General features: G+C 64.7%; 26 protein-coding genes. 13 read left to right on the plus strand and 13 right to left on the minus strand.

The window, feature by feature from the left end; all coding sequences use genetic code 11:
- Positions 1–354 precede the first annotated feature (354 nt).
- Both KIH45_RS17050 and KIH45_RS17055 read left to right on the plus strand, forming a co-directional pair.
- The gene (locus KIH45_RS17050; RefSeq protein WP_213177206.1) at positions 355–1275 is read left to right on the plus strand and encodes a retroviral-like aspartic protease family protein; all 921 of its coding nucleotides are present in this window, start codon (positions 355–357) and stop codon (positions 1273–1275) included.
- 62 nt (positions 1276–1337) lie between these two features.
- A complete protein-coding gene (locus KIH45_RS17055) occupies positions 1338–3158 on the plus strand; it encodes an ABCB family ABC transporter ATP-binding protein/permease (RefSeq protein ID WP_213177207.1) in 1821 nt (606 codons plus the stop codon).
- A 3-nt stretch (positions 3159–3161) separates the two neighbouring features.
- Here the strand turns inward: KIH45_RS17055 and KIH45_RS17060 are convergent, their stop codons facing one another.
- Both KIH45_RS17060 and KIH45_RS17065 read right to left on the minus strand, forming a co-directional pair.
- Positions 3162–3557 carry a GFA family protein gene (locus KIH45_RS17060; RefSeq protein WP_213177208.1) on the minus strand — a complete coding sequence of 132 codons (396 nt, stop codon included), beginning with the start codon at positions 3555–3557 and terminating at the stop codon, positions 3162–3164.
- 60 nt (positions 3558–3617) lie between these two features.
- Entirely contained in the window at positions 3618–4022 is a 405-nt protein-coding gene (locus tag KIH45_RS17065) for a hypothetical protein (RefSeq protein WP_213177209.1), read from the minus strand.
- Positions 4023–4218: 196 nt separating this feature from the next.
- On the opposite strand from KIH45_RS17065, the gene KIH45_RS17070 reads away from it, so the two are divergent.
- Positions 4219–5709: a SulP family inorganic anion transporter gene (locus KIH45_RS17070; protein ID WP_213177210.1), complete on the plus strand. Its 1491-nt coding sequence runs from the start codon at positions 4219–4221 to the stop codon at positions 5707–5709.
- A gap of 73 nt (positions 5710–5782) precedes the next feature.
- Positions 5783–6697, plus strand: coding sequence for an MBL fold metallo-hydrolase (locus KIH45_RS17075; RefSeq protein ID WP_213177211.1), 915 nt, complete (start codon positions 5783–5785; stop codon positions 6695–6697).
- Between the two features lie 188 nt (positions 6698–6885).
- On the opposite strand, the gene KIH45_RS17080 is transcribed toward KIH45_RS17075, so the two are convergent.
- Complete coding sequence (locus tag KIH45_RS17080; protein WP_213177212.1) at positions 6886–7233, minus strand: helix-turn-helix domain-containing protein; 348 nt, start codon at positions 7231–7233, stop codon at positions 6886–6888.
- Positions 7234–7458: 225 nt separating this feature from the next.
- Here KIH45_RS17080 and KIH45_RS17085 point away from each other — a divergent pair, with 225 nt between their 5' ends.
- The gene (locus KIH45_RS17085; RefSeq protein WP_213177213.1) at positions 7459–7980 is read left to right on the plus strand and encodes a GNAT family N-acetyltransferase; all 522 of its coding nucleotides are present in this window, start codon (positions 7459–7461) and stop codon (positions 7978–7980) included.
- On the opposite strand, the gene hslU is transcribed toward KIH45_RS17085, so the two are convergent.
- Genes hslU through KIH45_RS17100 form a run of 3 tightly spaced genes read right to left on the minus strand, consistent with a single transcriptional unit; the run spans position 7977 to position 10422 of the window.
- Positions 7977–9275 carry an ATP-dependent protease ATPase subunit HslU gene (hslU, locus tag KIH45_RS17090; RefSeq protein WP_213177214.1) on the minus strand — a complete coding sequence of 433 codons (1299 nt, stop codon included), beginning with the start codon at positions 9273–9275 and terminating at the stop codon, positions 7977–7979. The two genes, KIH45_RS17085 and hslU, sit on opposite strands and share 4 nt — an antisense overlap.
- Positions 9276–9290: 15 nt before the next feature.
- Positions 9291–9866: an ATP-dependent protease subunit HslV gene (gene hslV, locus KIH45_RS17095; RefSeq protein WP_273544196.1), complete on the minus strand. Its 576-nt coding sequence runs from the start codon at positions 9864–9866 to the stop codon at positions 9291–9293.
- Between the two features lie 55 nt (positions 9867–9921).
- Entirely contained in the window at positions 9922–10422 is a 501-nt protein-coding gene (locus KIH45_RS17100; RefSeq protein WP_225900017.1) for an outer membrane protein assembly factor BamE, read from the minus strand.
- Positions 10423–10594: 172 nt separating this feature from the next.
- Between KIH45_RS17100 and KIH45_RS17105 the strand changes: the two genes are divergently transcribed.
- Together KIH45_RS17105 and KIH45_RS17110 are read left to right on the plus strand one after the other, a co-directional pair.
- A complete protein-coding gene (locus tag KIH45_RS17105; protein ID WP_225900018.1) occupies positions 10595–11149 on the plus strand; it encodes a ubiquinol-cytochrome C chaperone family protein in 555 nt (184 codons plus the stop codon).
- The gene (locus KIH45_RS17110; RefSeq protein ID WP_213177215.1) at positions 11146–11661 is read left to right on the plus strand and encodes a YceD family protein; all 516 of its coding nucleotides are present in this window, start codon (positions 11146–11148) and stop codon (positions 11659–11661) included. Before KIH45_RS17105 ends, KIH45_RS17110 begins: the two co-directional genes overlap by 4 nt.
- Here KIH45_RS17110 and putA read toward each other — a convergent pair.
- Complete coding sequence (gene putA, locus KIH45_RS17115) at positions 11658–15170, minus strand: bifunctional proline dehydrogenase/L-glutamate gamma-semialdehyde dehydrogenase PutA (RefSeq protein ID WP_213177216.1); 3513 nt, start codon at positions 15168–15170, stop codon at positions 11658–11660. The two genes, KIH45_RS17110 and putA, sit on opposite strands and share 4 nt — an antisense overlap.
- A gap of 120 nt (positions 15171–15290) precedes the next feature.
- Between putA and KIH45_RS17120 the strand changes: the two genes are divergently transcribed.
- Positions 15291–15764: an Lrp/AsnC family transcriptional regulator gene (locus KIH45_RS17120; RefSeq protein ID WP_213177217.1), complete on the plus strand. Its 474-nt coding sequence runs from the start codon at positions 15291–15293 to the stop codon at positions 15762–15764.
- Positions 15765–15770: 6 nt separating this feature from the next.
- Here the strand turns inward: KIH45_RS17120 and KIH45_RS17125 are convergent, their stop codons facing one another.
- From KIH45_RS17125 to KIH45_RS17150, 6 genes are all read right to left on the minus strand, one after another.
- Entirely contained in the window at positions 15771–16571 is an 801-nt protein-coding gene (locus KIH45_RS17125) for a TlpA disulfide reductase family protein (protein ID WP_213177218.1), read from the minus strand.
- 35 nt (positions 16572–16606) lie between these two features.
- Complete coding sequence (gene ssb / locus KIH45_RS17130) at positions 16607–17179, minus strand: single-stranded DNA-binding protein (RefSeq protein ID WP_213177219.1); 573 nt, start codon at positions 17177–17179, stop codon at positions 16607–16609.
- A gap of 150 nt (positions 17180–17329) precedes the next feature.
- Positions 17330–19180 carry a ferrous iron transporter B gene (gene feoB / locus KIH45_RS17135; RefSeq protein ID WP_213177220.1) on the minus strand — a complete coding sequence of 617 codons (1851 nt, stop codon included), beginning with the start codon at positions 19178–19180 and terminating at the stop codon, positions 17330–17332.
- A complete protein-coding gene (locus KIH45_RS17140) occupies positions 19177–19485 on the minus strand; it encodes a FeoA family protein (RefSeq protein WP_337925506.1) in 309 nt (102 codons plus the stop codon). The genes feoB and KIH45_RS17140 overlap by 4 nt, the downstream gene beginning before the upstream one ends.
- A gap of 74 nt (positions 19486–19559) precedes the next feature.
- A complete protein-coding gene (locus tag KIH45_RS17145; protein ID WP_213177221.1) occupies positions 19560–20225 on the minus strand; it encodes a COQ9 family protein in 666 nt (221 codons plus the stop codon).
- Positions 20226–20231: 6 nt separating this feature from the next.
- The gene (locus tag KIH45_RS17150) at positions 20232–20861 is read right to left on the minus strand and encodes an ankyrin repeat domain-containing protein (RefSeq protein ID WP_225900019.1); all 630 of its coding nucleotides are present in this window, start codon (positions 20859–20861) and stop codon (positions 20232–20234) included.
- Between the two features lie 99 nt (positions 20862–20960).
- Between KIH45_RS17150 and KIH45_RS17155 the strand changes: the two genes are divergently transcribed.
- The 5 genes from KIH45_RS17155 to ribD are packed head-to-tail and all read left to right on the plus strand — an operon-like array spanning position 20961 to position 24270.
- On the plus strand, positions 20961–21563 hold the full coding sequence (locus KIH45_RS17155) for an SCO family protein (protein ID WP_213177222.1): 603 nt from the start codon (positions 20961–20963) through the stop codon (positions 21561–21563).
- Positions 21551–22021 carry a YcgN family cysteine cluster protein gene (locus KIH45_RS17160; RefSeq protein WP_213177223.1) on the plus strand — a complete coding sequence of 157 codons (471 nt, stop codon included), beginning with the start codon at positions 21551–21553 and terminating at the stop codon, positions 22019–22021. The genes KIH45_RS17155 and KIH45_RS17160 overlap by 13 nt, the downstream gene beginning before the upstream one ends.
- A complete protein-coding gene (locus tag KIH45_RS17165) occupies positions 22018–22782 on the plus strand; it encodes a M48 family metallopeptidase (RefSeq protein WP_213177224.1) in 765 nt (254 codons plus the stop codon). Before KIH45_RS17160 ends, KIH45_RS17165 begins: the two co-directional genes overlap by 4 nt.
- A 40-nt stretch (positions 22783–22822) precedes the next feature.
- Positions 22823–23290, plus strand: a complete 468-nt coding sequence (locus KIH45_RS17170) for a hypothetical protein (RefSeq protein ID WP_213177225.1) — start codon at positions 22823–22825, stop codon at positions 23288–23290.
- A complete protein-coding gene (ribD, locus tag KIH45_RS17175) occupies positions 23287–24270 on the plus strand; it encodes a bifunctional diaminohydroxyphosphoribosylaminopyrimidine deaminase/5-amino-6-(5-phosphoribosylamino)uracil reductase RibD (RefSeq protein ID WP_213177226.1) in 984 nt (327 codons plus the stop codon). Before KIH45_RS17170 ends, ribD begins: the two co-directional genes overlap by 4 nt.
- The last annotated feature ends 1 nt before the right edge of the window (position 24271 follow it).

The raw sequence follows: 24271 nt of genomic DNA on the forward strand, positions 1-24271 counted from the left end.
ACATAATAAAGCGGACAACTATCGTTCCCCGAAACTTCCTTCCGGGGGACTATGTCGTCCAGCTAAGTTGGCGACCGATGAAAGCGAGCCGTTGAAGCGTCGTCCCCGTCGGTGAGGGCCGTATATGGGCAGGTACCTGAGTCGGTCAACGCCTTTTTGCAATTTTATTTCAATTCGCATGCCGCGACCCTGAAAAGTCCCTGATATCCGCCATTTAGGGGCTGAAAAAAGTTTGAACCGGGCGCGTTTTGCCCACTCTCCCGGCCCACCCGGAAAGCCCTAAGCCACTCGACCGCTGTGATTTAATGGCAATTTACAACGATCAGGCGTAGGATGGCGGCGGGAGAGAGTGCGATGAAAGCCGCCATCCGTTTTATCAGTCTGATTCTAGCTGCGACTCTCACGAGCCCGCTCGCCGCACAGGACGTTGTCGCTCCTGAAATTGCTTATGAGCAGGCGGCTCCCGAAACCCTCGACGCGAAAGAGAGGGATGACCGGATAACGCTGGCCGTCGGTATCGGCGAACATGGTCCCTTCAACTTCCTGATCGACACCGGGTCCGAGTGGACCGTGATCTCTGCGCAGGTGGCGCGCAGGCTTGGGCTGGTCGCTGACAGTCAGAAGAAGGTCATAAGCATTGGCGGTGAGAGCGATGCGCAATCCGTCATCCTCGACGAACTGGTGCTGGGCAAGACGCGTATCCGCGATCTCGATGCAGCCGTCGTCAATGAACGGCATATCGGGGCCGCCGGCATCATCGGGATCGATTCCCTTCGTGACCAGCGCGTCACTCTCGATTTCGAGAAAAAGCAGATCACTGTCGCTCCGTCAGAAGGCTATATGCGGGCCGGAGCGAACGAGATCATCGTGCGCGCGCACCGCAAGGACAAGCGCCTGATCGTGCGTCGGGCCTATCTGGATGGGCGAAGCATCGACATCGTGATCGACACAGGTGCCAGTTTCACCGTGGGCAACCGGGCACTGCGTCAACGATACTATGCCAAGGCCCCGGTGCTCGCGCGTACGCAGATCACCGACGTTCTGGGGCATGAGCGGCAAGTCGACATCATCAATGCCGGTAAGCTAGAGATCGACCGCGTCGTCATCGACGATTCCCTGATCGCCATTGCGGACACCAAGGTGTTCGAGGAACTGGGCCTGACCGAAAGGCCTGCCATATTGCTGGGCATGAACCACCTCAGCCTGTTCAAGCGGATCGCGGTCGACTTCCGGCGCCGCCAGATCGCATTCGAAGTGGATGAAGAGCAGGGCTGATCACTCGCTCTTATATACACCCTTATATGGCAATGCCGCGCGCGTGCCCTAGATAAGGGCCGATGCCACCCGATCACGCCACGACAAAGACGCTCGATACCTCCGCCGACTGGCGGGTGATGAAGCGTTTTCTTCCCTATCTATGGCCCAAGGGTAATACGCCCCTGCGCCGCCGGATCGTCATCGCCATGTTGATGGTGCTGATTGCAAAGGCGACGACGCTGGCCCTGCCCTTTGCCTACAAGATGGCGGTCGATGCAATGACGACGCCCAGCAGCCAGGCCGCGATGGCGGCCATGGCGCTGGTGATCGCCTATGCCGCCGGGCGGTTCGGGGGCGTTCTGTTCAATAATCTGCGCAATATCGCGTTCGAGCGCGTGGCGCAGGACGCGACGCAGAACCTTGCAGCCGATGTCTTTACCCGGCTGCACCGCTTGTCCTTGCGCTTCCACCTGTCGCGCCGCACCGGCGAGGTGACCAAGACGATCGAGCGCGGAACCAAGAGCATCGACACGATGCTCTACTTCCTGCTGTTCAACATCGCGCCGACCATCATCGAGCTGATCGCGGTGGCCGTCGTCTTCTATATCAACTTCGGGTGGACGCTGGTCGCCGCAACTGCGGCGACTGTCGTGGCCTATGTCCTCGTCACGCGCTGGATTACCGAATGGCGCACCAAGCTGCGCGCACAGATGAACGAGCTGGACGGGCAGGCCCTGTCCCGCGCGGTCGACAGCCTGCTGAACTACGAGACCGTAAAGTACTTCGGCGCGGAACACCGCGAGCAGGAGCGGTACGAACGCGCCACGCGCGCTTATGCGACTGCTGCCACGAAAAGCGAGAATTCGCTCGGCCTGCTCAACATCGCGCAGGCCGTCATCATGAACCTGCTGATGGGCGGGGCCATGGCCTATACCGTCTGGGGCTGGAGCCAGGGACGGCTAACCACTGGCGATCTCGTGCTGGTGAACACCTATCTCACGCAGCTTTTCCGCCCGCTCGACCTGTTGGGCATGGTCTATCGCACGATCCGGCAGGGCCTGATCGACATGGCCGAGATGTTCAAGCTGATGGATACGCCACTGGAAGTGTCGGACGCGCCGAACGCGCCTGCGCTCGATATGCGGCGGCCCACTGTGGTCTTCGACAAGGTGCGCTTCGGCTACGAGAAGGACCGCGAGATCCTGCACGGCCTGACTTTCGCGGTCGAGGCGGGTGAGCGCGTGGCCATTGTCGGTCCTTCGGGCGCGGGCAAGTCGACGATCGCGCGGCTCCTGTTTCGCTTCTACGATCCGCAGGCGGGGCGCATCCTGATATCGGGCAAGGATATCAGGGGCGTCACGCAGGAATCGCTGCGGCGGCACATCGGCGTGGTGCCGCAGGACTCGGTGCTCTTCAACGACACCATCGGCTATAACATCGCCTATGGCCGTGAAGGCGCGACGCGCGGCGAGATCGAGGCCGCAGCGCGCGGTGCGGCGATTGCCGATTTCATCGAACGTCTGCCCGATGGCTATGAAACAGAAGTGGGCGAGCGGGGCCTCAAGCTTTCAGGCGGAGAGAAGCAGCGCGTGGCGATTGCGCGCACCCTGCTCAAGAACCCCGAGATCATCCTGTTCGACGAGGCGACGAGCGCGCTCGATTCCCGGACCGAGCAGGACATCCTGAAAACCATGCGGGCCGTGGCGCGCAACCGCACCACGCTGACCATCGCGCACCGCCTGTCGACCGTGGCCGACGCCGACCGCATACTCGTTCTGGACAGTGGCAAGCTGGCAGAAAGCGGCAGCCACACCGACTTGCTGCGCATGGGCGGGCTCTATGCGGAAATGTGGTCGCGCCAGCAGGCCGAGAGCGACGACATGTCCGACGCGGCGGAGTAAGCCTTAGTCCTGCCCCGGAAACCGCTGGTGCCCGGGCAGTTCGTGCAAGGTCGCTTCCCAGCCGACAGCATCGGCAAGCTGGACGTGCTTGGTTGGTGGTAGTTCTTCGGGTTCATCCAGCGTCGCGATCTGGATATCGACTTGCGCCGGAGCTTCGGCACTCGTGTAGAACAGGCCCGTTCCGCAGATGAGGCAGAACCGCCGCTCCACCCCCAGGGTCGAGCAATAGACGGCGGTATCCCCGCTCAGCGACAGGTTCTCGATGGGGAACCCTGCCCACGCAACGCCCGTCGCACCGGCACAGCGGCGGCAATCGGTGCAGTGGCAGACCGACACGTGGTTCGGCTCACCTGTAACTTCGTAGCGCACCGCTCCGCAGTGGCATCCACCTTCAAGCATTGCGACCCCTTGGAATTGAACGACGCCGCAGTCCTTACGCGGCCTGCGGCGCCATGAACATCAGCTTTCGACGCGTGCCACGATCGCGGTGCGTTCGGGATCGGCATTGCTGGTCGCGGTCCAGGTACCGTCCTCGTTCACCGTTTCGGTGTAACAGGCCTCTTCCCCGCCTTCGGGGGTTTCGCACCACGCGCCGGGCGTAGCCTCGGTCCATGTGCCCGTGACATCGGAACCGTCACTACCCACGGCGGTATAAGTCCCGTCATCGCGCACGTCGTAATCGTAAGTCGTACCGTCGCCTGCGGTCACCTTGTACTTGCCCGCGCTCGGGTTGCCGTCGATGGCCATCGCGGCAGCCTCGACCGGTTCCGGAGCCATGGTCTCTTCGGCAACCGGCGGTTCGCTTGCCGTGTCGTTGCACGCGGCCAATGCGAGGACCGCGACGATGGTGGTCATCTTCTTCATGTCATCTACCCCCAAACTTCGCCGACTCGTGGCCGGCGCGCGAGGCTACTCCACCCGTGGCCCCAAGGACACGCAATTCGCCCCGTGTCCCGGGCGGGGCTTGCCAAAAGGCGGCCAAGCGGGCAGTTCGCAGGCGCAACATGAAGGCGGGACGCGCCCGCCTCTCCCGTAGAAGACACAGTGGAAAGCTGAGCCCATGACCCAGCCCGGAGCGTTGAAGCGCGACTGGTTCTCGAACATTCGTGCCGATGTCCTTGCCGGTATCGTCGTCGCCCTCGCCCTCATTCCCGAGGCGATCGGCTTCTCGATCATCGCGGGCGTCGATCCGCGTGTCGGGCTCTATGCCTCGGTCGCGATCGCGATCATCATCTCGTTCACCGGCGGGCGTCCGGGGATGATCTCGGCGGCAACGGCGGCAGTCGCGGTGCTGGTCGTGCCGCTGGTGCGCGAACACGGGGTCGAATACCTGTTCGCCGCGACGATCCTCATGGGCCTGTTCCAGATCATCGCCTCGGTCCTGCGGCTCGACCTCCTGATGCAGTTCGTCTCGCGCTCGGTCATCACCGGATTCGTCAACGCGCTCGCCATCCTGATCTTCATGGCCCAGCTGCCGCAGCTGACGGGCGTGACGTGGCACACTTACGCGATGGTCGCGGGCGGCCTTGCGATCATCTACCTGCTGCCGCGCCTGACCAAGGCGGTGCCCTCGCCGCTGGTCGCGATCATCGTGCTCTCGGCAATCTCGATCCCGCTCGGCCTGCCGGTCTTTACCGTGGGCGACATGGGCGATCTTCCGCAGGGCCTGCCCAGCCTCGTCCTGCCTGACGTTCCGCTGACCTGGGAAACATTGCAGATCATCGCGCCCTATTCGGCGGCGATGGCGGCGGTCGGCCTGCTGGAATCGCTGCTTACCGCGCAGATCGTCGATGACATGACGCACACCGATTCCAACAAGCGCCGCGAGTGCTGGGGCCAGGGCGCTGCCAATATCGGCGCCTCGATGGTCGGCGGCATGGGCGGCTGTGCGATGATCGGGCAGTCGGTCATCAACGTGACGAGCGGGGGCCGCACGCGCCTGTCGACGCTTACCGCGGGCGTCACGCTGCTCGTCCTTCTGGCAGCACTTGGCCCCTATGTCGGGCAGATCCCGATGCCGGCTCTGGTCGCGGTCATGATCATGGTCTCGATCGGCACGTTCTCGTGGAACTCGATCCCCAACCTTCGCAAGCACCCGTGGCCATCCTCGGTTGTGATGGTGACGACGGTGGTCATGGTCGTCGCGACGCACGACCTGTCGATCGGCGTGCTTTCGGGCGTGCTTCTGTCTGGCATCTTCTTTGCCGGAAAGGTCCAGCGCATGTTCTGGGTCGAACGTGTCCGCGAAGGCGACAAGGCCGTTTACAAGGTCGAAGGCCAGATATTCTTCGCCTCGGTCAATCGGTTCGAGAAGGCGCTGGGCCCCGAAGGGCAGTACGAGGACGCGGCGATGCACGTGGTCATCGACGTGACGCGCGCGCATTTTTGGGACATCTCGGCCGTGGGCGCGCTGGACAAGGTGGTGGAGCGTATGCGCCGCCACGGACGCAGCGTGCAGGTCGTCGGGCTGAACACGGCAAGCGCGGACCTCGTCGACAAGTTCGCGCTGACCGACAAGACCGGCGTGGAAATCGGGCTGGCCCCGCACTGATCCCTGCGAAGGGAACATAGCGGGCGGCGGGCCATTTCGTTTGTGCACTGCAACAAACGGAAAGTCCCCTCCCTTGCGCCAGATAGCCACCGCCATCGCCCTTATCGCCGCACCTGTCGTCATGGCGGGTGCGGGCGCTGTTCCCGCTTCGGCGCAGGACAGCGTGGCCCGCGAGATCGAGGACCTTGGCGGCGGGCTGCACCGGTGGACTTCTGGCAACTACCACTCGATGTTCCTTGTCCATGACGAGGGCATCATGGTTGCCGACCCGCTGAACGAGGAAGCGGCGACCTGGCTGCGGGCGCAGTTGAAGGAACGCTATCCCGGCCTTCCGATCACCCACGTAATCTACAGCCACAGCCACCCGGACCACGCCTATGGCGGCCGCGCGCTGGACGATGGCGCGACGCAGTTCATCGCTCATGAACTTGCGGCCGAGACCTGGGAGCTGAACCGCGCGCTGGTGCGCCGCCCCGACATCACTTTCGCCGACAGCTTCACGCTGGCGCTTCCCGGCGCGGGCACGATCGAACTGGCCTACTGGGGCCAGAACAACGGCAAGGGCTCGGTCTCGATGTATTTCGCCGAGCATGACACGCTCCACGTCGTCGACTGGATCGTTCTGGGCCGCCTGCCCTATCGCACGCTGGGCGGATACGACATCGGCGGGATGATCGCCTCGACCCGCGCGGTGTTGGCCGACGTGCCGTTCACGACATTCGTCGGCGGCCATGCCGACATGGGCAGCCGCGAGGACGTGGAGGAATACCTCTCCTACATCGAGGCGCTGCATTCGGGCGTGCTGTCAGGCATTATCGCAGGCCGCTCGCTGGAGGAGATCCAGCAGACCCTCGACCTCTCGGCCTACTCGCACCTCAAGCAGTTCGATGCGTGGAAGGACGAGAATATCGAGGGCGTCTACAACCAGCTGGTCGACGACTATTACGTCACGATGCGCCCCGAAGTGCCCGAGCCAGGCGCCACCTGAAACATTGCCGCGGGTGACAAAGGTGACACCCTGTCACCCACCCCTACGGCCCGCAAACCCGCAGCACAGACGGCTTTCTGCATACGGCACCAAGGAGACAGTTCACCGGCAGGATCGACGATAGCAAAGAACGGCGCGCATCATGACGCCGCCATCCGGTGTAGGAAAATTGTTTCGAGGTTCCCGCGTCAGAGCGAGAGGAAGGACCGTGCCGCGCCGATCATGTTCGCGACGGGACGGCCCCGGCGCTTGCGTTCGTGGCGAATGTCCGATGCGCCCTGCCCGTCGGATTTGCCCAGCCGAGCACGCACGGCATCGGCAATCTCGTCCGCATCAATGCAGACGCAATTGGCGAAGGCCCGGGCAAAGCCGAGCGCGTGGATCTTGCTGGGAAGTTCGGAGAACGCATCGTGTTCGAGCGCTTCAAGATAGCGCGTCGACACCTTGGTAGAGGAAGCAATATCGGCAAGAGTAAGGCCCTGCCGAAGCCTTGCTTCGGACAGGATCGTTCCGACCTGACCATTGCGTCCGTCCATGTAAGCATCGTCCCGTAATGCTGCGCGACTCGAGTCCCGAGAGCCGCGTTACGCATTGGGTAACATTACTTTTGCACAGGAGCGAGTCTGCGGCTTGACTACGTCGCAGCCCAAAAACGGTTCGGCGTGAAACTATGTTGCAGCTGTGGATGGCCGCAGCACGGCAGGGCCGTTATGAGGTGAATGCACCGACCGGAATTCAAGTCAGAGGCGGAACCCACGCACATGGAATGCAGACCGGCCCGTGCCAGCGATCTCGACCGCATCATTGAAACCGACATCGCCGCATCGCAGCTATACGCGGCCGCGCCCTATGACACGCTCGGCATCGCGGCCTCGCGCTCTCCGGAACTGGAGGCGTTCTATCTTGCGCGGATCGCGGAAGGGCTGTGCCTCGTTGCCGAAGGCGGCAATGGCGTCTGCGGATTTGCCGCGGGGATCGCGCATGGCGCGGACCTGTTCCTGTGCGAAGTGAACGTCATGCCCGATCACCAGAAACGGGGTATCGGCACCATGCTGATCGACCGCCTGTGCCAGGTGGCGGCCGGTTCGGGCATGACGAGGGTCGTGCTCTCCACCTTCACCCGGCCGCCCTGGAACGCGCCCTTTTACAGGCGCATCGGCTTCGCTGACATGGCCCGCAAAGACTACGCCGGTTGGATGGAACGCCTTTACGAATTCGAGTGCCGACGGTTCGACATATCGACGCGCGTCTTCATGTCGCGCCCGCTGTCCCGAACCGCCTAGAGGATATACTTCGACAGGTCCGCGTCGCCGGCCAGTTCGCCCAGCTTGTCGCGGACATAGGCCTTGTCGATCGTGACGGTCGTGCCGGTGCGTTCCTCGGCATCGAAGCTGACTTCTTCCAGCAGCTTTTCCATCACCGTCTGCAGGCGGCGGGCGCCGATGTTCTCGACGCTTTCATTCACTTGCGCAGCCGTCGCGGCGATTTCCTGAATCGCGTCGGGCTGGAAATCGAGCGTGACTTCCTCGGTCGCGATCAGCGCCTTGTACTGCTCGACAAGGTTCGCCCGCGTTTCCGACAGGATGCGGATGAAATCCTCCTCCGTCAGCGCGCGCAGTTCGACGCGGATCGGCAACCGGCCCTGCAGTTCGGGCAGCATGTCGCTGGGCTTCGACACGTGGAACGCGCCCGATGCGATGAAGAGGATGTGATCGGTCTTCATCGGACCGTATTTCGTGGCCACGGTCGTTCCTTCGATCAGCGGCAGCAGGTCGCGCTGCACGCCTTCGCGGGAGACGGAACCGCCGCGCACGTCGGACACGGCGATCTTGTCGATCTCATCGAGGAAAACGATGCCGTTGTGCTCCGCATTCTGCAGCGCGACGCGGGCGACGTCGTCCTGGTCCATGCGCTTTTCCGACTCTTCGTCGACCAGCTTGTCCCAGGCCTGCGCCACGGTCAGCTTGCGGCGCTTCATCTTCGCGCCGCCGAACGCCTTGCCCATCATGTCCGACAGGTTGATCATCCCGACATTGCCGCCCATGCCCGGGATTTCCATCGAGGTATTGGGCGTGTCCTCCACCTCGATCTCGATTTCCTTGTCGTTGAGATGGTTGTCGACCACGCGCTGGCGGAAGCTTTCGCGCGTCGCCTCGCTGGCGGAATCGCCGACAAGCGCGTCGAGCAGACGCTTCATCGCAGCCGCACTGGCAGCTTCGCGCACGGCCTCGCGGCGGCGGTCCTTTTCGAGACGGATGGCCTCTTCAGCCAAGTCGCGGGCGATCTGTTCGACGTCGCGGCCGACATAGCCGACTTCGGTGAACTTGGTCGCCTCGACCTTCACGAACGGCGCATCGGCCAGCTTGGCAAGGCGGCGGCTGATTTCGGTCTTGCCGCAGCCGGTGGGGCCGATCATCAGGATATTCTTGGGCGTGACCTCGTCGCGCAGTTCGTCCTTCAGACGCTGGCGGCGCCAGCGGTTGCGCAGGGCAACGGCAACGGCACGCTTGGCGTCCTTCTGGCCGACGATATGTTCATCGAGCGCGGCAACGATGGCCTTGGGGGTCAGGTTTTTCATGTGGCTCTTTTCAGATCAGGATTCGACGGATTCGAGCGTCACGTTCGCGTTCGTGAAGACGCAAATGTCTGCGGCGACCTGCATCGCCTTACGCGCGATCACTTCGGGGTCTTCTTCGTAATCGACCAATGCGCGGGCGGCGGACAGGGCGTAGTTGCCGCCCGATCCGATTGCCGTAATCCCGCCTTCGGGTTCCAGCACGTCGCCATTGCCGGTGATGACCAGCAGGACTTCGGCGTCCGCGACGATCATCAGTGCTTCGAGATTGCGCAGGTACTTGTCGGTGCGCCAGTCCTTGGCCAGTTCGACTGCGGCTCGCATCAGCTGGCCGCGATACTGTTCCAGCTTGCGTTCCAGCCTGTCGAAAAGGGTGAAGGCATCGGCGGTCGCGCCGGCGAACCCGGCCACGACTTTCCCGCCTTCACCGATACGCCGGACCTTGCGGGCGTTGGGCTTCATCACGGTGTTGCCCATCGACACCTGCCCGTCGCCAGCGACGACGGTCTTTCCGCCGCGCTTCACGCCGATGATGGTGGTGCCGTGCCACGGCGTCAGGCCGTGGGCCGAATTATGATGCGAATTTCCGTCCATGGCCGCGATATGGGATCGCGGCACGAGGGTTCAATATCGAACGGGTCGGCTCGCCTTAGCTGCCGTTCGTTCCCCCGCCGGCCGCGCCGCCCATGCCACCGGCACCGACCGCGCCGATATTGCCGAACAGGTCTTCGAGGAAGCCGCGATCGCGGCCCAGCGTCGGCGTCTTGTCGCCGTCGGGATTGATGTCGCGCACGTCATCCATGCCAGCCGTCGTCACCGACGACACGTTACCGGCCGAATCGAATGCGACCTTCAGCACTTCGTGACCTTCGATTTCGGGCTGGCCGAAAATGCGCTGCTCAGTCGTGCTGGACACGTAGTAATAGACCGGGTCGCCGAACTGGCTGGCGAAGCTGGGCTGACCCAGCGTGCCTTCGACCGACTGGCGATTGTCGAGACCCGGCGTGATCGCGGTGGTCAGCGCCTCGTCCATGACATAGCCGCGACGATCCGTGATCGAGGTGCAGCCCGCCAGCAACATCGGCGTCAGGGCCGCGAAAGCCGCGATCTTCAGCACGGAAACAGTCTTTTCGCTGCGGTTCGTCGCCATTGTGTTCCTACGCGCCTTTCGCCAATCGCACGGTGTGCCTATATCTTCGCACGAAGCCTTAGTGTCAGTGCGCCACGCGCACAAGGCATCGGGCGCCGTCCCTGTGAACTTAAGGGTGCCCGCCCCGGCTGTTCGAGCGCTTGGCGCTTGGGCCTTGCGGGTTTAATCTTGGATGAATGACCGCGCGGCCGCGCGGCGTGAATGGAGCGTTTCGATGTTGCGATTGCTGGACCGGATCTTCGGGGGACCGCGCGAAGGCGACCTGACGAAGCTGTGGCACCGCATCGTGGAGATAGCGCGCGAACCGCACTGGTATGCGGACCGCGACGTTGCCGACAGCGTCGAGGGCCGCTTCGACATGGTGACCGCGGTAACCGCTCTCGTCATCATCCGCCTGAACGAGGAAGGCGACGTCGAGGCCGCGGCGCGGCTGACCGAGCTTTTCATCGACGACATGGACGGCCAGCTTCGCGAAGCGGGCGTGGGCGATCTCGTCGTCGGCAAGTCGATGGGCAAGCTGGTCTCCGCGCTTGGCGGGCGGATCGGGGCCTACAAGGAAGGCCTCGACGGTAGCGACGCCGATCTTGCCGAGGCGGCGGAGCGTAACGTGACGCGCAACGAAGGCGCGGGCAGCGCGCTGCCGCTGGCCGAGGGGCTGCGCGGGCTCCACGCCGACATCTCGGCAACGCCTCTCGAAAAGCTGCTTGCAGGGGAGATCACGCGATGACCCACGAACTGTCCGAACTCTCCCGCTGGGTCGCCGTCGGCCAGGCGCAGGGACGCGAGATCGTGGTGACCGCTGACGCGGCAGAGCGGGACCGGCTGGCCGAGCGTTTCGGCCTCGTCAGCGTGGAATCGCTCGACGCCAGTGTCGTGCTGGAAAAGGACGGCATGGTCGTCACCGCGACGGGCCGCCTGCAGGCATCGATCGTGCAGTCCTGCGCCATTTCGGGCGAGGACTTGCCCGCCCAGATCGACGAACCGCTATTGTTCCGCTTCGTCCCCGAGGGCGAGGCGAGCGCGCCGGACGAGGAGATCGAGCTCGACGCCAGCGACTGCGACGAGATCACCTATTCGGGCGACCGCTTCGACGTGGGCGAGGCCGTGGCGCAGAGCCTTGCCCTGGCCATCGATCCCTTCGCGACCGGCCCCGAGGCGGACCGCATCCGCACCGAGGTCGGCCTTGAAGAGCCGGAGAAGGAGAACCCCTTCGCCGCGCTGAAGGGGCTCGGGACCTAAGCGAGCGCCATCAGGCTCGCATTGCCGCCAGCCGCCGTGGTGTTGGTCGAGGTCGAGACTTCTTCCAGCAACCATTCGCGGTGGTAATGACCATCGGGCCCCGGAGCCTGCAGCAGCGGGATCTGCCCGCCCATCGCCGCGATATTGCCGAGCGTGTGGGTGTCGGGCGTCTCGATCAGGGCGGCACCCCAGCGGCAATCGTCGGGCAATACGTCGAGCCAGCGCACTGTGAGTCCGTCGGGCACCACGATGTCGCGCATGTGTTCGCCTGCAAGGATCGCCGCGCTGTCTCCAGCCGAATGCACGGTCATCAACTGCTTCACCAGCCCGTCCCGCGTGCTCGGCACGACGAGCACTTCGCCGCGCGGCTTCAGTTCATAGACGTTCTTTTCGCCCACCGGCCCCGGAAGTTCGACCGGCGCATCGGGCAGCGCGACCTTCGCGCCGGTGCGAACCAGGCGGCCAAGGTATAGCGGTCCGCCCGCTTTCGGACCCGTGCCCGACAGCCCGCAGCCGCCAAATGGCTGCACGCCGACGATCGCGCCGATGGTGTTGCGATTGACGTAGACGTTGCCGACCTCGATCCGGTCGGTCACTTGCTTGATCGTTTCATCCAGCCGCGTGTGGAGTCCGAAGGTCAGACCGTATCCTGTGTCGTTGATCGCATCGATCAGCTTCATCAGGTCCTTGCGCTTGTACCGCACGACATGCAGCACCGGCCCGAAAACCTCGCGGCCCAGCCAGTCGATCGAGGCGATCTCGATGATCGTGGGGGCAACGAAAGTCCCGCGCTCGGTCTCGGACGGAAGGGCGACGCGTTCGACCTTGCACCCTGCCTCTTCCATGCGGGAGACGTGGCCGTCGATCATCTCACGCGCTTCCTGCGTGATGACGGGGCCGACATCGGTGTGCAGCATCTCGGTATTGCCGATGCGCAATTCGTTCAGCGCACCTTTCAGCATGGCAAGCTGGCGATCCGCGATCTCTTCCTGGAGGCACAGCACGCGCAGCGCCGAACAACGCTGGCCCGCGCTGTCGAAAGCGCTGCCGATGACGTCGGCGACGACCTGTTCGGCCAGTGCCGAGCTGTCGACGATCATCGCGTTCTGTCCGCCGGTTTCCGCGATCAGCGGGATCGGCGCGCCGTGGCGCGACAGGCGCGTGGCCAGTTCCTTCTCGATCAGCTTGGCGACTTCGGTCGAGCCGGTGAACATCACGCCTTCGATCTCGGGCGCAGCGACAAGCGCGGCGCCGACATCGCCCGCACCGGGCAGGAACAGCAGCGCGCTTTCGGGGATGCCCGCACGGTGCAGCAGGCGCACGGCCTCTGCCGCGATCAGCGGGGTTTCCTCGGCAGGCTTGGCAAGCACGCTGTTGCCCGCGACCAGCGCGGCGACCGCCTGCCCGACAAAGATCGCCAGCGGGAAGTTCCACGGGCTGATGCACACGATCGGGCCGAGCGGCTGGCTGTCGGCCAGCATCTCGCGCGCCTGCACCGCATAATAGCGCAGGAAGTCGACCGCCTCGCGAACTTCGGCGATGGCGTTGGCCGCGCTCTTCCCCGCCTCGCGCATGGTAAGGCCCATGAGGCGCTCCATGTCCGCTTCCATCATGTCGGCGGCGCGTTCGAGGCAGGCGGCGCGTTCTTCGACCGGAACTTCGGCCCACTTGGCCCCGCCCTTCGCCGCTTCGCGCGCGGCGTGGCGCACGTCGCGTTCGACGGCAAAGGCGCAGTATCCGACGATCTCCTGAAGATCGGCAGGGTTGCGCACCGGCATCCGCTTGCGCTCCACCCCAAGGCCCGGGACCATCGGCCCTGCCACCGGCATCTCGCGGCCCGACTGCTCCAGCTTGTCCGACAGCGCGGCGAGCGAGATCTCGTTCGACAGGTCGATCCCGCGCGAATTGCGGCGTTCGGGATAGAGGTCGCGGGGGTTCAGGATTTCATCGTGCGAAGACCCGCGCGGTTGAATCGTCTTCGCCTGCTCGACCGGATCGGTGGCAAGGTCGGATACCGAAACGCCGTCGTCCCAGATGCGATGCACGAAGCTGGAATTCGCGCCGTTTTCCAGCAAGCGGCGGACAAGATAGGCCAGTAGCGTTTCATGCGTGCCGACCGGTGCATAGATGCGGCACGGGCGGTTCAGCTTGTTCGCGGCGACGACCTCCTCATAGAGCGGCTCGCCCATGCCGTGGAGACACTGGTATTCCCAGTCGCCGACTTTGAAGTCGGGCCCGGCAAGGTGATAGATCGCGGCCAGCGTCTGCGCATTGTGCGTCGCGAACTGCGGGAACACCACGTCGCGGTTGTCGAGCAGCTTCTTCGCGCAGGCGAGGTACGACACGTCGGTGTGGACCTTGCGGGTGAATACAGGGAAATCCTCCAGCCCGTCGACTTGCGCACGCTTGATCTCGCTGTCCCAGTAGGCACCCTTGACCAGCCGCACCATGATGCGGCGATCGGCGCGGCGGGCAAGGTCGACCAGCCAGTCGATGACATAGGGGCAACGCTTGCCATAGGCCTGCACGACAAAGCCCAGCCCGTCCCAACCGGCCAGCGCCTCGTCCGTCGCGAGGCGTTCGAGAAGGTCGAGCGAGAGTTCGAGGCGGTCTGCCTCTTCCGCGTCGATGTTGAGGCCGATGTCATAGGACTTGGCGAGCATCGCCAGTTCGAGGACCTTGGGCGTCAGTTCCTCCATCACGCGGTGCGCCTGCGAACGGACATAGCGCGGGAAGAGCGCCGAAAGCTTGATCGAGATGCCGGGCCCCTTGTGGATGCCGCGCCCTGCCGATGCCTTGCCGATCGCGTGGATCGCGCGTTCGTAGTCGGCATAGTACCGGTTCGCGTCAGACGCGGTCGTCGCCGCCTCGCCCAGCATGTCGTAGCTGTAGGAAAAGCCCTTCGTTTCATAGACGCGGGCGCGCTTCAGCGCTTCCTTGATCGTCTCGCCGGTGACGAACTGTTCGCCCATCAGCTCCATCGCGATGTCGACGCCCTGCCGGATCACGGGTTCGCCAGCGCGGGCGATGACGCGGGTCAGCGCGGTGGCGAGCGACTTGTCGTTGACGCTCGACACCAGCTTGCGCGTGACGACAAGGCCCCAGGTGGCCGCGTTCACGAAGAGCGGGCGGCCCTGCCCAAGGTGCGACTGCCAGTCGCCATTGGCGATTTTGTCGCGGATCAACGCGTCGCGCGTGTCGGCATCGGGAATGCGCAGCAAGGCTTCGGCAAGGCACATCAGCGCCACGCCTTCCTGGCTGGAGAGCGAGTATTCCTTGACCAGCCCCTCGACCCCGCCGCGCTGGCCCTTCTTGCGCAGCGCCTTCACGAGGTTCTCGGTCAGCTCGCGCACCGGCTTGCGCAGATCGTCGGGCAGTTCGGCTGCCGCGATCAGGGGTTCGACGCAATCGGGTTCGGATCGGCGATAGGCCGCCGTAATCGCCTTGCGAAGGCGGGTCGCCGGCTGAACCGGGGGAGCAAAGGAAGCGAAAGGATGGTGAAAGTCCACAAGCGGGCCTTTTCGTCAGTGTGAACCTGCAAGGTATCATCGAGCAGATAGGAAAAGGCACCAAAGAGTGGCATATCGCATACCGGTTCGTACCTTTTGTAACGGGTTCAACTGATCGAAATGCCTAAATATCCCGAAACCCAAGGTCCGATCGACCGACTGGACCGTCGGATCATCGAAGAATTGCAGACCGACGGCCGTCTGACCGTGACCGAGCTTGCGCGCCGCGTCGGCCTGTCGAAAACGCCGTGCCAACTGCGCATGAAGCGGTTGATGGACGAGGGGTACATCCGCGGCTTTCGCGCAGTGATCGACCCGGTAAAGCTGGGCCTTGGCCAGATCGCCTTTGCCGAAGTGAAGCTGCTCGACACCGGCGACAAGTCGATGCGCGAATTCCGCAAGGCCGTGCTGCAGGTGGAGCAAGTGGAAGAATGCCACATGATAGCAGGCAACTTCGACTTCCTGCTGAAAGTGCGAACCGCCGACATAGCCAGCTACCGGCAGGTTCTGGGCGAGCGGATCTCGACCCTGCCCAACGTGTCGAGCACGTCGTCCTTCGTGGTGATGGAAACGATCGTCGAGGCGGGCGACTGACGCGCCCTAGTCGCTGATTTTCGCAACCTCGTCACGGAAGGCAGCGCGCGAGATTTCGCCGACGTGTTTGGTGACCACCTCACCCGAAGCGTCGACGAAAGCGGTCGTCGGGATCGTGCCGTTGCCGAGCATGCGGCTGAGCGCACCTTGTTCGTCCAGAACGACGCCACTGGGCAGGAAGCCCGATTCCTCGAAATAGAGAGTGATCGAATCGGCATCCTCGCGCTGATTCACCAGCAGCACAGGAATGTCACTGCGCGCCGCTTCCTCGGTCAGCATCGGAAGTTCGCGGAGGCAGGGCGCACACCAGATGGCCCAGACGTTCACGACGTAGGGCCGCCCTTCAAGCGAGGCAGCATCGAATGCCTCTCCTTCCAGCGTGGTCAGCGCGGGCAATTCGGGCATCGGATAGGGCGCAGGCTTCAGCGCCGCAGCGCCCGCGAACCAGACGAGGGCACAAAAGGCAAGTGCCGCCTCGCCCATGACCAGCGCCCGCCCCTTGCGCAGCCGCCAGCCGAGGAACAGCGCCGCCGCGACGAACCCGGCCCATGCGACGAAACCACCCTGCCAGATCGCGATGATGTCGAAGTAGTCGTAGGAGAACGCCGACCAGTGCTTGGCCACATAGGCCGCCCGCGCCGCGATGATGCCGACCAGCAGCGTCGCACCCAGCGCTTTCGCATCGGTCCGCCCCGAACGCACCGCGATCCTGTCCATCGCGAACAGGAAGACGAGCATGAGGACGACGGCCAGAAGCCGGTCCGCCGCCATCGCGATCGGTCCGAGGTGGACGATACCGTCAGTCATTGGCGCTCAGGCGCGCGCGATCAGAACGGCCAAGATCAAAACGGAATATCGTCGTCGAGATCGTCGTAGCCGCCGCCCGAGCCGCCGGAGCCGCCCGACGAACCGCCGCCCTGATTCCAGCCGCCACCTGCTGCGCCTGCGGCACCTGCACCGGCACCCTGGTTCCAGCCGCCGCCGGAGCCACCGCCCGAGCTGCCGCCCGAGCTGCCGCCCCAGTCACCGCCGCCGCCGCCGCGATTGCCGCCACCGCCGCCCGACGCACCGTCGAGCATGGTCAGCGTGCCGTTCATGCCGCGCAGCACGACTTCGGTGCTGTAACGGTCGTTGCCCTGCTGGTCCTGCCACTTGCGGGTCTGCAGCTGGCCTTCGATGTAGACTTTGCTCCCCTTGCGCAGGAAGCGTTCGACCACGCCGACAAGACCTTCGGAGAAGATCGCGACAGTGTGCCATTCCGTCCGTTCCTTGCGTTCGCCGGTGTTGCGGTCCTTCCACGTCTCGCTCGTCGCGATGCGCAGGTTCGCGACCTTGCCGCCGTTCTGAAAGCTGCGGATTTCGGGGTCCGCGCCGAGGTTGCCGATCAGCATGACCTTGTTGAGTGAGCCCGCCATGTTCTCTCCGCCTTGGATGGATTGAGGGCGCACGCATCGAATGGCCGCGCCCGAAGGGTGATTCTGCGAAAAAGGATATAGGACCGCCCCCGCGCCCGCGCCAATGGCGGCGGGGCGGATTGTGCGTTCTTATCGACAGTCGCGCGCGGACTAGAGCCCGGCGGCGGTCGCAATCCAGAAAGTCGCGCCCGCGGCAAGGTAGGCCAGGCCAAACAGGTAGGCGAGCATGACGATCGGCCACTTCCAGCCGTTCGTTTCGCGCTTGGCCACGGCGATCGTCGACAGGCACTGCGGTGCGAACACGAACCATGCGAGGAACGAGAGCGCCATCGGCAAAGTCCAGTCGGCGGCAAGCCGCGTGCCCAGCGCCTGCGCGGTTTCATCCTCGTCGTCGCTTGCCACGGCATACGTCGTCGCCAGCGAGGAGACGGCCACTTCGCGCGCGGCCATTGCAGGGATGAGCGAGAGGGCCATGTCGCGATTGAAGCCGATCGGTTCCACCACGACCGCGAGGCCGTTCGCCAGCTTGCCCGCGATCGATGCGTCGACCTGGTCTTCGCCCGGCGCGGCCTGCGGGAAGGACAGCAGCAGCCACAGGACGATGGTGACGGTAAAGATGATCGTACCCGCACGGCGCAGGAAGATGTAGGCGCGCTGCCACAGGCCGATCGCGATGTCGCGCAGGCGCGGCAGCTGGTAGCGCGGAAGCTCCATGATGAAGCCCGATGCCGCGCCCTGCGTCACGCTGCGGCGCAGGACAAAGGCGACAAGCATGGCGCCGACGATACCCGCGACATAGAGCGCGAAGAGCACGAGCCCCTGAAGCCCGATGCCCGGTCCGACGGAACGCGCAGGGATAAAGGCGGCGATGATCACGGCATAGACCGGCAGGCGCGCCGAACAGGTCATCAGCGGCGCGATCAGGATCGTGGTCAGCCGGTCCTTGGGATCGGTGATCGAACGCGTCGCCATGATGCCGGGAATGGCACAGGCAAAGCTGGAGAGCAGCGGGATGAAGCTGCGGCCCGACAGGCCGACCGACGCCATCATCCGGTCCATCAGATAGGCCGCGCGTGCCATATATCCCGTCGCTTCCATCACGAGGATGAAGAAGAACAGGATCACGATCTGCGGCAGGAAGACGACGACCGAACCGACACCGGCCAGAAGCCCTTCGGTCACCGCATCGCGCAAAAGCCCTGCCGGGAAGTTCGCGACGACTGCCTCTGACAGAAGCCCGACACCGCCTTCAAGCGCGTCGGCGAAAGGCGTGGCCCAGGCAAACACCGCCTGAAACACAACGAAAAGCAAGGCGAAGAGAATGACCGGCCCGATCCACGGGTGCAGCAGCACCTTGTCCAGCCCGCGGTGCAGGCGGCGCTGTTTGGTTTCCGAAATGATCGCGCCCTTGGCCATGGCCCGCGCGCTGACGCGGCGTTCGACCATGTCGACATGGGTGGGCAGCGTCGGTTCATGCGCGCCCTGTTCGGTCACCTTGGCGACTTCGGCGGCCAATTCGGTCAGGCCCTTGCGGCGCACGGCCACGGTTTCCACCACCGGCACGCCGAGCGATTCTTCCAGCGCCTTGGGATCGAGCACCAGCCCGTCGCGCGCGGCAAGGTCCAGCATGTTGAGCGCGACAACCGTCGGCATGCCTAGCGCAATGACTTCCTGCGCGAAGACCAGATGCTGTTCGAGGTTGTTGGCATCGACCACGACGATCAGCGCGTCGGGACGGCGCTGGCCTTCCTGGCGGCCCATTACGACGTCGCGGGTCACTTCCTCGTCTGGGCTCGACGGTTCGAACGAGTACGAGCCGGGCAGGTCGATCAGTTCGGCCGGTTCGCCGCTGGCAAAGCTCATGCGGCCCGCCTTGCGCTCCACCGTGACGCCCGGATAGTTCGCGATCTTCTGGCGCGCGCCGGTCAGCGCGTTGAACAGCGCGCTCTTGCCCGCATTGGGGTTGCCGACAAGCGCAATGGTGCGGGGCGCGCGGCTCACTTCGTGTACTCCGATGCGGTGTGGCCGGCAGGATGCACGCCTTCGTCAGGCGCATCCTCGACCATGATGGCCAGCGCATGGGCGCGGCGCAGGGCAACGGTCATGCGGCCGATTTCGACGGCGATAGGATCGCGGCCCGAAAAGATGCCGCGATGGGCAAGCTTCAAAACCGCCCCGCTATCGATGCCGAGCGCGCGCAGACGGCGGGCCTCGCCCTCGTCCAATACGGCCCAGTCGACCGCGACGACGCGGACGGCGTTTCCAAGCGGCCTGTCGGCCAGCGACATCTCGGCATTTGCAGTCATGAGAATCGGGCGGGTCGCACAAGTCAGACGACTTTGCAACTCATTCTCAATAATTGACCTGAATCAAAACCACCTCAGCGGGCGGGGTAGCGCAGGCGCCCCATCAGGCGCGCAAGGCTGAAATGTTCACGATCCGCGCCGGTGAACTTCGCCTTGGCCTTGCCGAAGCGGGCCACGTCCTGAAGCCGCCGGTCGAGAAACGCATAGGTTTCGGCCTGGTTCGCACTGTCGTCATCGACCAGCACCGCAAGGGTCGCGGCATAGATCGAGGCGAGGATCGCGCGCTTGGAATAGTGGTTGAAATCGGTCGCCGTATCGCCCGCCATGCGCCACATCAGGTCCGCCGTGCGCCAGCTGAGCTTTGCGGTGCGCACCGCGTTCTGCGGCATTGCCATGACGACAAGCGCGCGGCGCAGCGCCTCGCGCTTCTTCGCGGCCTGTTCGATGCGAAAAACAACGAGCGAGCGGATGCGCTGCGAAAAGCCCATCTGCGCGATCATCTCGGCCGGAAGCGCTTCGGCCATGGCGCGGTCGGTGGCGGAAATCCATGCCTCGATCATGTCCATCGCGCCGCCCGGAAAGGCAAGGCGCGCGACATCGGGGTCCAGCCCCTCGAACTCGGCGGCAGAGGCCACTGCTTTGTCGGTCCAGCCGTCGAAAATGGCGGCATCGGCAACGGCCGGAGCCAGCGCCTGCGCCATTTCGTCCAGCGTCATCGAGGCATAGTCGGGCTTGTCCATAAGCGCCTAACGCATGTCGGGGCCGTAGGTGCCCCCGTCCGCGCCTTCGCCGTCCGCCGCCTCGATCGCGGCGAGAACGGGGCTGTTGCGCCCGTCGCGCACGGCATAGTCGCGCGCGCTGCGGCCCGAATTGTCCGCCTTGTCGGGGTTGGCCCCGTTTTCGAGCAGGATCTTGGCCATGTCGGCATCGCGAAGGTGCGCAGCCAGCATCAGCGGGGTTTCGCCGGTGGAGTTCGTCTCGTCCACTTGCGCGCCGGCTTCGGCCAGTGCTTCCATCCCTTCGATGAAGCGCAGCGATGCGGCGAGTTCGAGCGGGGTCACGCCCTTGTTGTCGCGGATATTGGGGTTCGCGCCCTTCTGCAGCAGGAACTTCACCCATACCAGATCGCGGCGTTCCACCACGATGTGCAGCCCGCCTTCGCCGGTCGAGATATTGCGCGTGTTGACGATCGTGCTGCCCGGTTCGGACAGGTATTCGGTAACCGCCTCACCGTCGCGCTTCTTCACCGCTTCCAAAAACTTGTAGCCATCGGAAAACTGCGCGGCAGCCGGGGCGGCGACGGCAAGACCAAGGCCTGCCATGGCCAGTGCGCCGGTCCGCATTATCGTGCGAAACAATTCAAGACCCTCTTTCATCGTGTCCAGCCCCTGCGGTTCGACAATCCATCCAACCCAAGGCTCTTGCGTCCGGCCTCTTAGCAGGACATGAACCGCCCCGCCATGCCCCGATACAATATGACACGTTCGCTCCTTCGCGCCCTCCCGCTTGCCGCGGCAGCCCTGCTTGCCGCCTGCGGCCCGCAAGGCGGAAGCGCCCCCAAAATAGAGCCGCCGCTGGAAGGCGCGGCCATCGGCGGGGACTTTACCCTTGTCGGCAAGGACGGTGAGGCGGTCAGCTGGTCCGATTTCGACGGCCAGTGGCGCATCGTCTATTTCGGTTATACCTTCTGCCCCGATGTCTGCCCGGTCGATGCCGCGGCGATCGGACAGGGGTTGAGCGCTTTCGAGAAGGACAATCCCGAGCTTGGCGGCAATGTCACGCCGATCTTCATCACCGTGGACCCCGAACGAGACACGCCCGAAGTGGTCGGGGAATTTGCGGCCAACTTCCACCCGCGCATGGTGGGCCTTACCGGTTCGCAGGACGTGATCGACGCGACGGCGAAGAAGTTCGTCGTCTATCACGAAAAGGGCGAGCCTTCCGAAGGCGGCGGGTATCTCGTCAATCACACCAACCAGACCGTGCTGTTCGACCCCGAAGGCGAGCCGGTGGCCCTGCTGCCGACCGACATGGGCGGGCCTGCCGTGGCCGAAGAACTGGCGAAATGGGTGAAGTGACACCTCCGTTCTGGGAACGTCCGCTGGACACGCTGGACGGAACCGAATGGGAAGCGCTTTGCGACGGGTGCGGGCAGTGCTGCCTGCACAAGCTGGAAGATGCCGATACCGGCGAGATCTACGAAACCGATGTCGCCTGCACGCTGCTCGACGTGTGTACGGCGCGCTGCACCGACTATCCCAATCGCAAGGCCAAAGTGCCCGATTGCCTGCAACTGACACGCGAGACGGCCGGCACGCTGCCGTGGCTGCCGGAAACCTGCGCCTATCGCCTGCGGGCAGAGGGCAAACCGCTATACGACTGGCACTACCTCATCAGCGGCAGCCGCGAGACGATCATCGAGGCCGGCGTATCCGCGGCAGGCCGCGTCATCAGCGAGGATGAGGTGGACGCGATCGAGGACCATGTCCGGATCGAGGGCTTTGAGGCCATCCGCGTCGAGGACGACGAAGAATGACCAACCGGGCGCGGCGCGGGCTGGAGGCCTTTCTGAAACGCAAGGCCGCGGTGCCGAGCGAGGACGCATCGACGCTAACCCTGCGCGATGGCCGCGCGCTTACCCTGCGTATCCGCCGCCACCCTACCGCGCGCCGCCTGACCTTGCGGCTGGCGCCCGACGGCAGCGAGGCGCGGGTCTCGATCCCGCGCTGGGCCCCGTTCGGCGAGGGTCGCGCCTTTGCCACATCGCGCATCGACTGGCTGACCGCGCAGCTTGCCAAAGTGCCGCAACCCGAAGTGATCGGCGCAGGGTCTGCCCTGTCGTTTCGGGGCCGCGAGCTTGTCGTCACATGGCGCGCCGACCTGCCGCGCAGTCCCGCGATCGTCGGTGATGCGCTGCAACTTGGCGGACCTGCCGACAATGTCTCGCGCCGGGTGCAGCGCTGGCTTGAGGGCGAAGCCATCGCCCTCATGCGCGCCGATCTTGCCTATTACTGCGATGCCGCCGGCGTGGCCGCGCCCGACATCCGGTTGAGCCGCGCGCAACGCCGCTGGGGTTCGTGTTCGACAAGCGGGACGATCCGCGTGAACTGGCGGCTGGTCATGGCCCCCGACCACGTGCGCCGCTCGGTCGTCGCGCACGAGGTTGCGCACCTTGCCCACTTCGACCACTCGCCCGCGTTCCATGCCTTCCTAGCCTCGATCTACGAGCATGACATTGGTGCCGCCGACCGTTGGCTGAAGCGGCACGGCCGCTCGCTCCACGCGCCGTTCGGGTAATTAGTGGCACATTCAGGCAGAAACCCTTATTGAGCCCGCAATGGCCCAGACATCTGCCTTTTCCCGTTTCTTTTCGCTGTTCAACCCGGTGCGCGCCATCCGCGACTTCAAGGAAGTCTGGATGCAGGAGAACCCGTACCGCTGGCGCGTCGCGCTGGTCGCCCTGGTGGCAACGGTTTCGATCTTCTCGATCATGTTCCAGGAAGAACACCGCATCGAACCGCGCGCGCCGGAAATCACGTGGATCTCCACGCTCGACGAAACCCGCACGGACGAGGAGATCATGGCCTCGAACATCGCGAACCAGGAAGAGCAGGACCGCCTGAGGGCAGAGCGCGAGCAGTTGGAAGCCGAAAAGCGCGAAATCTACGAAGCGATCGGGCGCGCATCGGGCATCGACGTAGAGGCCGCCCGCGCCGAGGGCGAGGCCGAACGCGCCGCGCAAGCCAAGGCCGAGGAAGAAGCCCGCCAGCGCGCGCTTGCCGAAATCGAGGCCCGCCAGAATTGAGCAAGGCGCGGGCTTCTGGCGGCGACTTGCGCTGGCTGTCCGCCGCCGCGTGCCTTGCCGAGCGTGGCCGCCCGCTTTCCCGCCCCAATCCTGCCGTTGGTTGTATCCTTGTAAAGGACGACCGCGTGATCGCGCGCGGCTGGACCCAGCCGGGCGGTCGCCCCCATGCCGAGGCGATGGCGCTGGCCGCCGCTGGCGCCATGGCGAAAGGCGCGACGGCCTATGTCACGCTGGAACCTTGTGCCCATGACAGCGCGCGCGGCCCATGCTGCGCGGGCTTGCTGGCGGGTGCGGGCGTCGCCAAAGTCGTCGTCGGCGCGAACGACCCCGACCCGCGCACGGCAGGCAGCGGCAATGCCATGCTGCGCGGTGCCGGTATTACCGTGGTCGAGGTGGAGCATGAGGGATGCGCCGCATCGCTGGCCGGATACCTGACGCGCTCGGCGCTGGGCCGGCCTTTCGTGACGCTGAAACTCGCGCTCTCGCTCGACGGCTGCATCGCACTGGCTAGTGGGGAGAGCCAGTGGATCACCGGAACCGCCGCAAGGGCGCACACCCATCTCGAACGGGCGCGGCATGACGCCATCCTTGTCGGGGGCGGTACGCTGCGCGCGGACAATCCGCGCCTCGACGTACGGCTGCCCGGGCTTGAGGCGCGCAGCCCCGACCGCTGGGTGCTGACGCGCGGCGATGCGCCCGACGGGTGGCAGGCGCTGCGCGATCCGGCGGACCTGTCGGCGCTTGCCCCTGCGCAGTATCTTTTTGTCGAAGGCGGGGCGCATACCGCCGCCGCTTTCCTTGCCGCCGATGCGGTCGATCGCCTGCTGGTCTATCGCGCGCCGATCGTGGTCGGCGGGGGCCGAGCGGGGGTTGCGGACATCGGGCTCGGCTCGCTCTCCGATGCCCATGGCCGCTGGCGGCAGGTGGACCGGCGCACGCTCGGCACCGACACGCTGGAAGTCTACGCCCGCACCCGCTAGC

Origin of the sequence: Croceicoccus gelatinilyticus (genome assembly GCF_018398395.1) — a bacterium.
Lineage (GTDB): Bacteria > Pseudomonadota > Alphaproteobacteria > Sphingomonadales > Sphingomonadaceae > Croceicoccus > Croceicoccus gelatinilyticus.

Excerpts from the sequence above, each read along its gene's own strand:
- KIH45_RS17105 (WP_225900018.1), top strand. The coding sequence starts at position 10,595 with ATGAATGACCGCGCGGCCGCGCGGCGTGAATGGAGCGTTTCGATGTTG.
- KIH45_RS17155 (WP_213177222.1), top strand. The coding sequence starts at position 20,961 with ATGACACGTTCGCTCCTTCGCGCCCTCCCGCTTGCCGCGGCAGCCCTG.
- KIH45_RS17050 (WP_213177206.1), top strand. The coding sequence starts at position 355 with ATGAAAGCCGCCATCCGTTTTATCAGTCTGATTCTAGCTGCGACTCTC.
- KIH45_RS17100 (WP_225900017.1), bottom strand. The coding sequence starts at position 10,422 with ATGGCGACGAACCGCAGCGAAAAGACTGTTTCCGTGCTGAAGATCGCG.
- KIH45_RS17080 (WP_213177212.1), bottom strand. The coding sequence starts at position 7,233 with ATGGACGGACGCAATGGTCAGGTCGGAACGATCCTGTCCGAAGCAAGG.
- hslV (WP_273544196.1), bottom strand. The coding sequence starts at position 9,866 with ATGGACGGAAATTCGCATCATAATTCGGCCCACGGCCTGACGCCGTGG.
- KIH45_RS17085 (WP_213177213.1), top strand. The coding sequence starts at position 7,459 with ATGGAATGCAGACCGGCCCGTGCCAGCGATCTCGACCGCATCATTGAA.
- ssb (WP_213177219.1), bottom strand. The coding sequence starts at position 17,179 with ATGGCGGGCTCACTCAACAAGGTCATGCTGATCGGCAACCTCGGCGCG.
- KIH45_RS17125 (WP_213177218.1), bottom strand. The coding sequence starts at position 16,571 with ATGACTGACGGTATCGTCCACCTCGGACCGATCGCGATGGCGGCGGAC.
- KIH45_RS17070 (WP_213177210.1), top strand. The coding sequence starts at position 4,219 with ATGACCCAGCCCGGAGCGTTGAAGCGCGACTGGTTCTCGAACATTCGT.
- KIH45_RS17170 (WP_213177225.1), top strand. The coding sequence starts at position 22,823 with ATGGCCCAGACATCTGCCTTTTCCCGTTTCTTTTCGCTGTTCAACCCG.
- hslU (WP_213177214.1), bottom strand. The coding sequence starts at position 9,275 with ATGAAAAACCTGACCCCCAAGGCCATCGTTGCCGCGCTCGATGAACAT.
- KIH45_RS17120 (WP_213177217.1), top strand. The coding sequence starts at position 15,291 with ATGCCTAAATATCCCGAAACCCAAGGTCCGATCGACCGACTGGACCGT.
- KIH45_RS17140 (WP_337925506.1), bottom strand. The coding sequence starts at position 19,485 with ATGACTGCAAATGCCGAGATGTCGCTGGCCGACAGGCCGCTTGGAAAC.
- KIH45_RS17150 (WP_225900019.1), bottom strand. The coding sequence starts at position 20,861 with ATGAAAGAGGGTCTTGAATTGTTTCGCACGATAATGCGGACCGGCGCA.
- KIH45_RS17110 (WP_213177215.1), top strand. The coding sequence starts at position 11,146 with ATGACCCACGAACTGTCCGAACTCTCCCGCTGGGTCGCCGTCGGCCAG.
- KIH45_RS17065 (WP_213177209.1), bottom strand. The coding sequence starts at position 4,022 with ATGAAGAAGATGACCACCATCGTCGCGGTCCTCGCATTGGCCGCGTGC.
- KIH45_RS17060 (WP_213177208.1), bottom strand. The coding sequence starts at position 3,557 with ATGCTTGAAGGTGGATGCCACTGCGGAGCGGTGCGCTACGAAGTTACA.
- KIH45_RS17165 (WP_213177224.1), top strand. The coding sequence starts at position 22,018 with ATGACCAACCGGGCGCGGCGCGGGCTGGAGGCCTTTCTGAAACGCAAG.
- KIH45_RS17160 (WP_213177223.1), top strand. The coding sequence starts at position 21,551 with ATGGGTGAAGTGACACCTCCGTTCTGGGAACGTCCGCTGGACACGCTG.
- KIH45_RS17055 (WP_213177207.1), top strand. The coding sequence starts at position 1,338 with ATGCCACCCGATCACGCCACGACAAAGACGCTCGATACCTCCGCCGAC.
- KIH45_RS17145 (WP_213177221.1), bottom strand. The coding sequence starts at position 20,225 with ATGGACAAGCCCGACTATGCCTCGATGACGCTGGACGAAATGGCGCAG.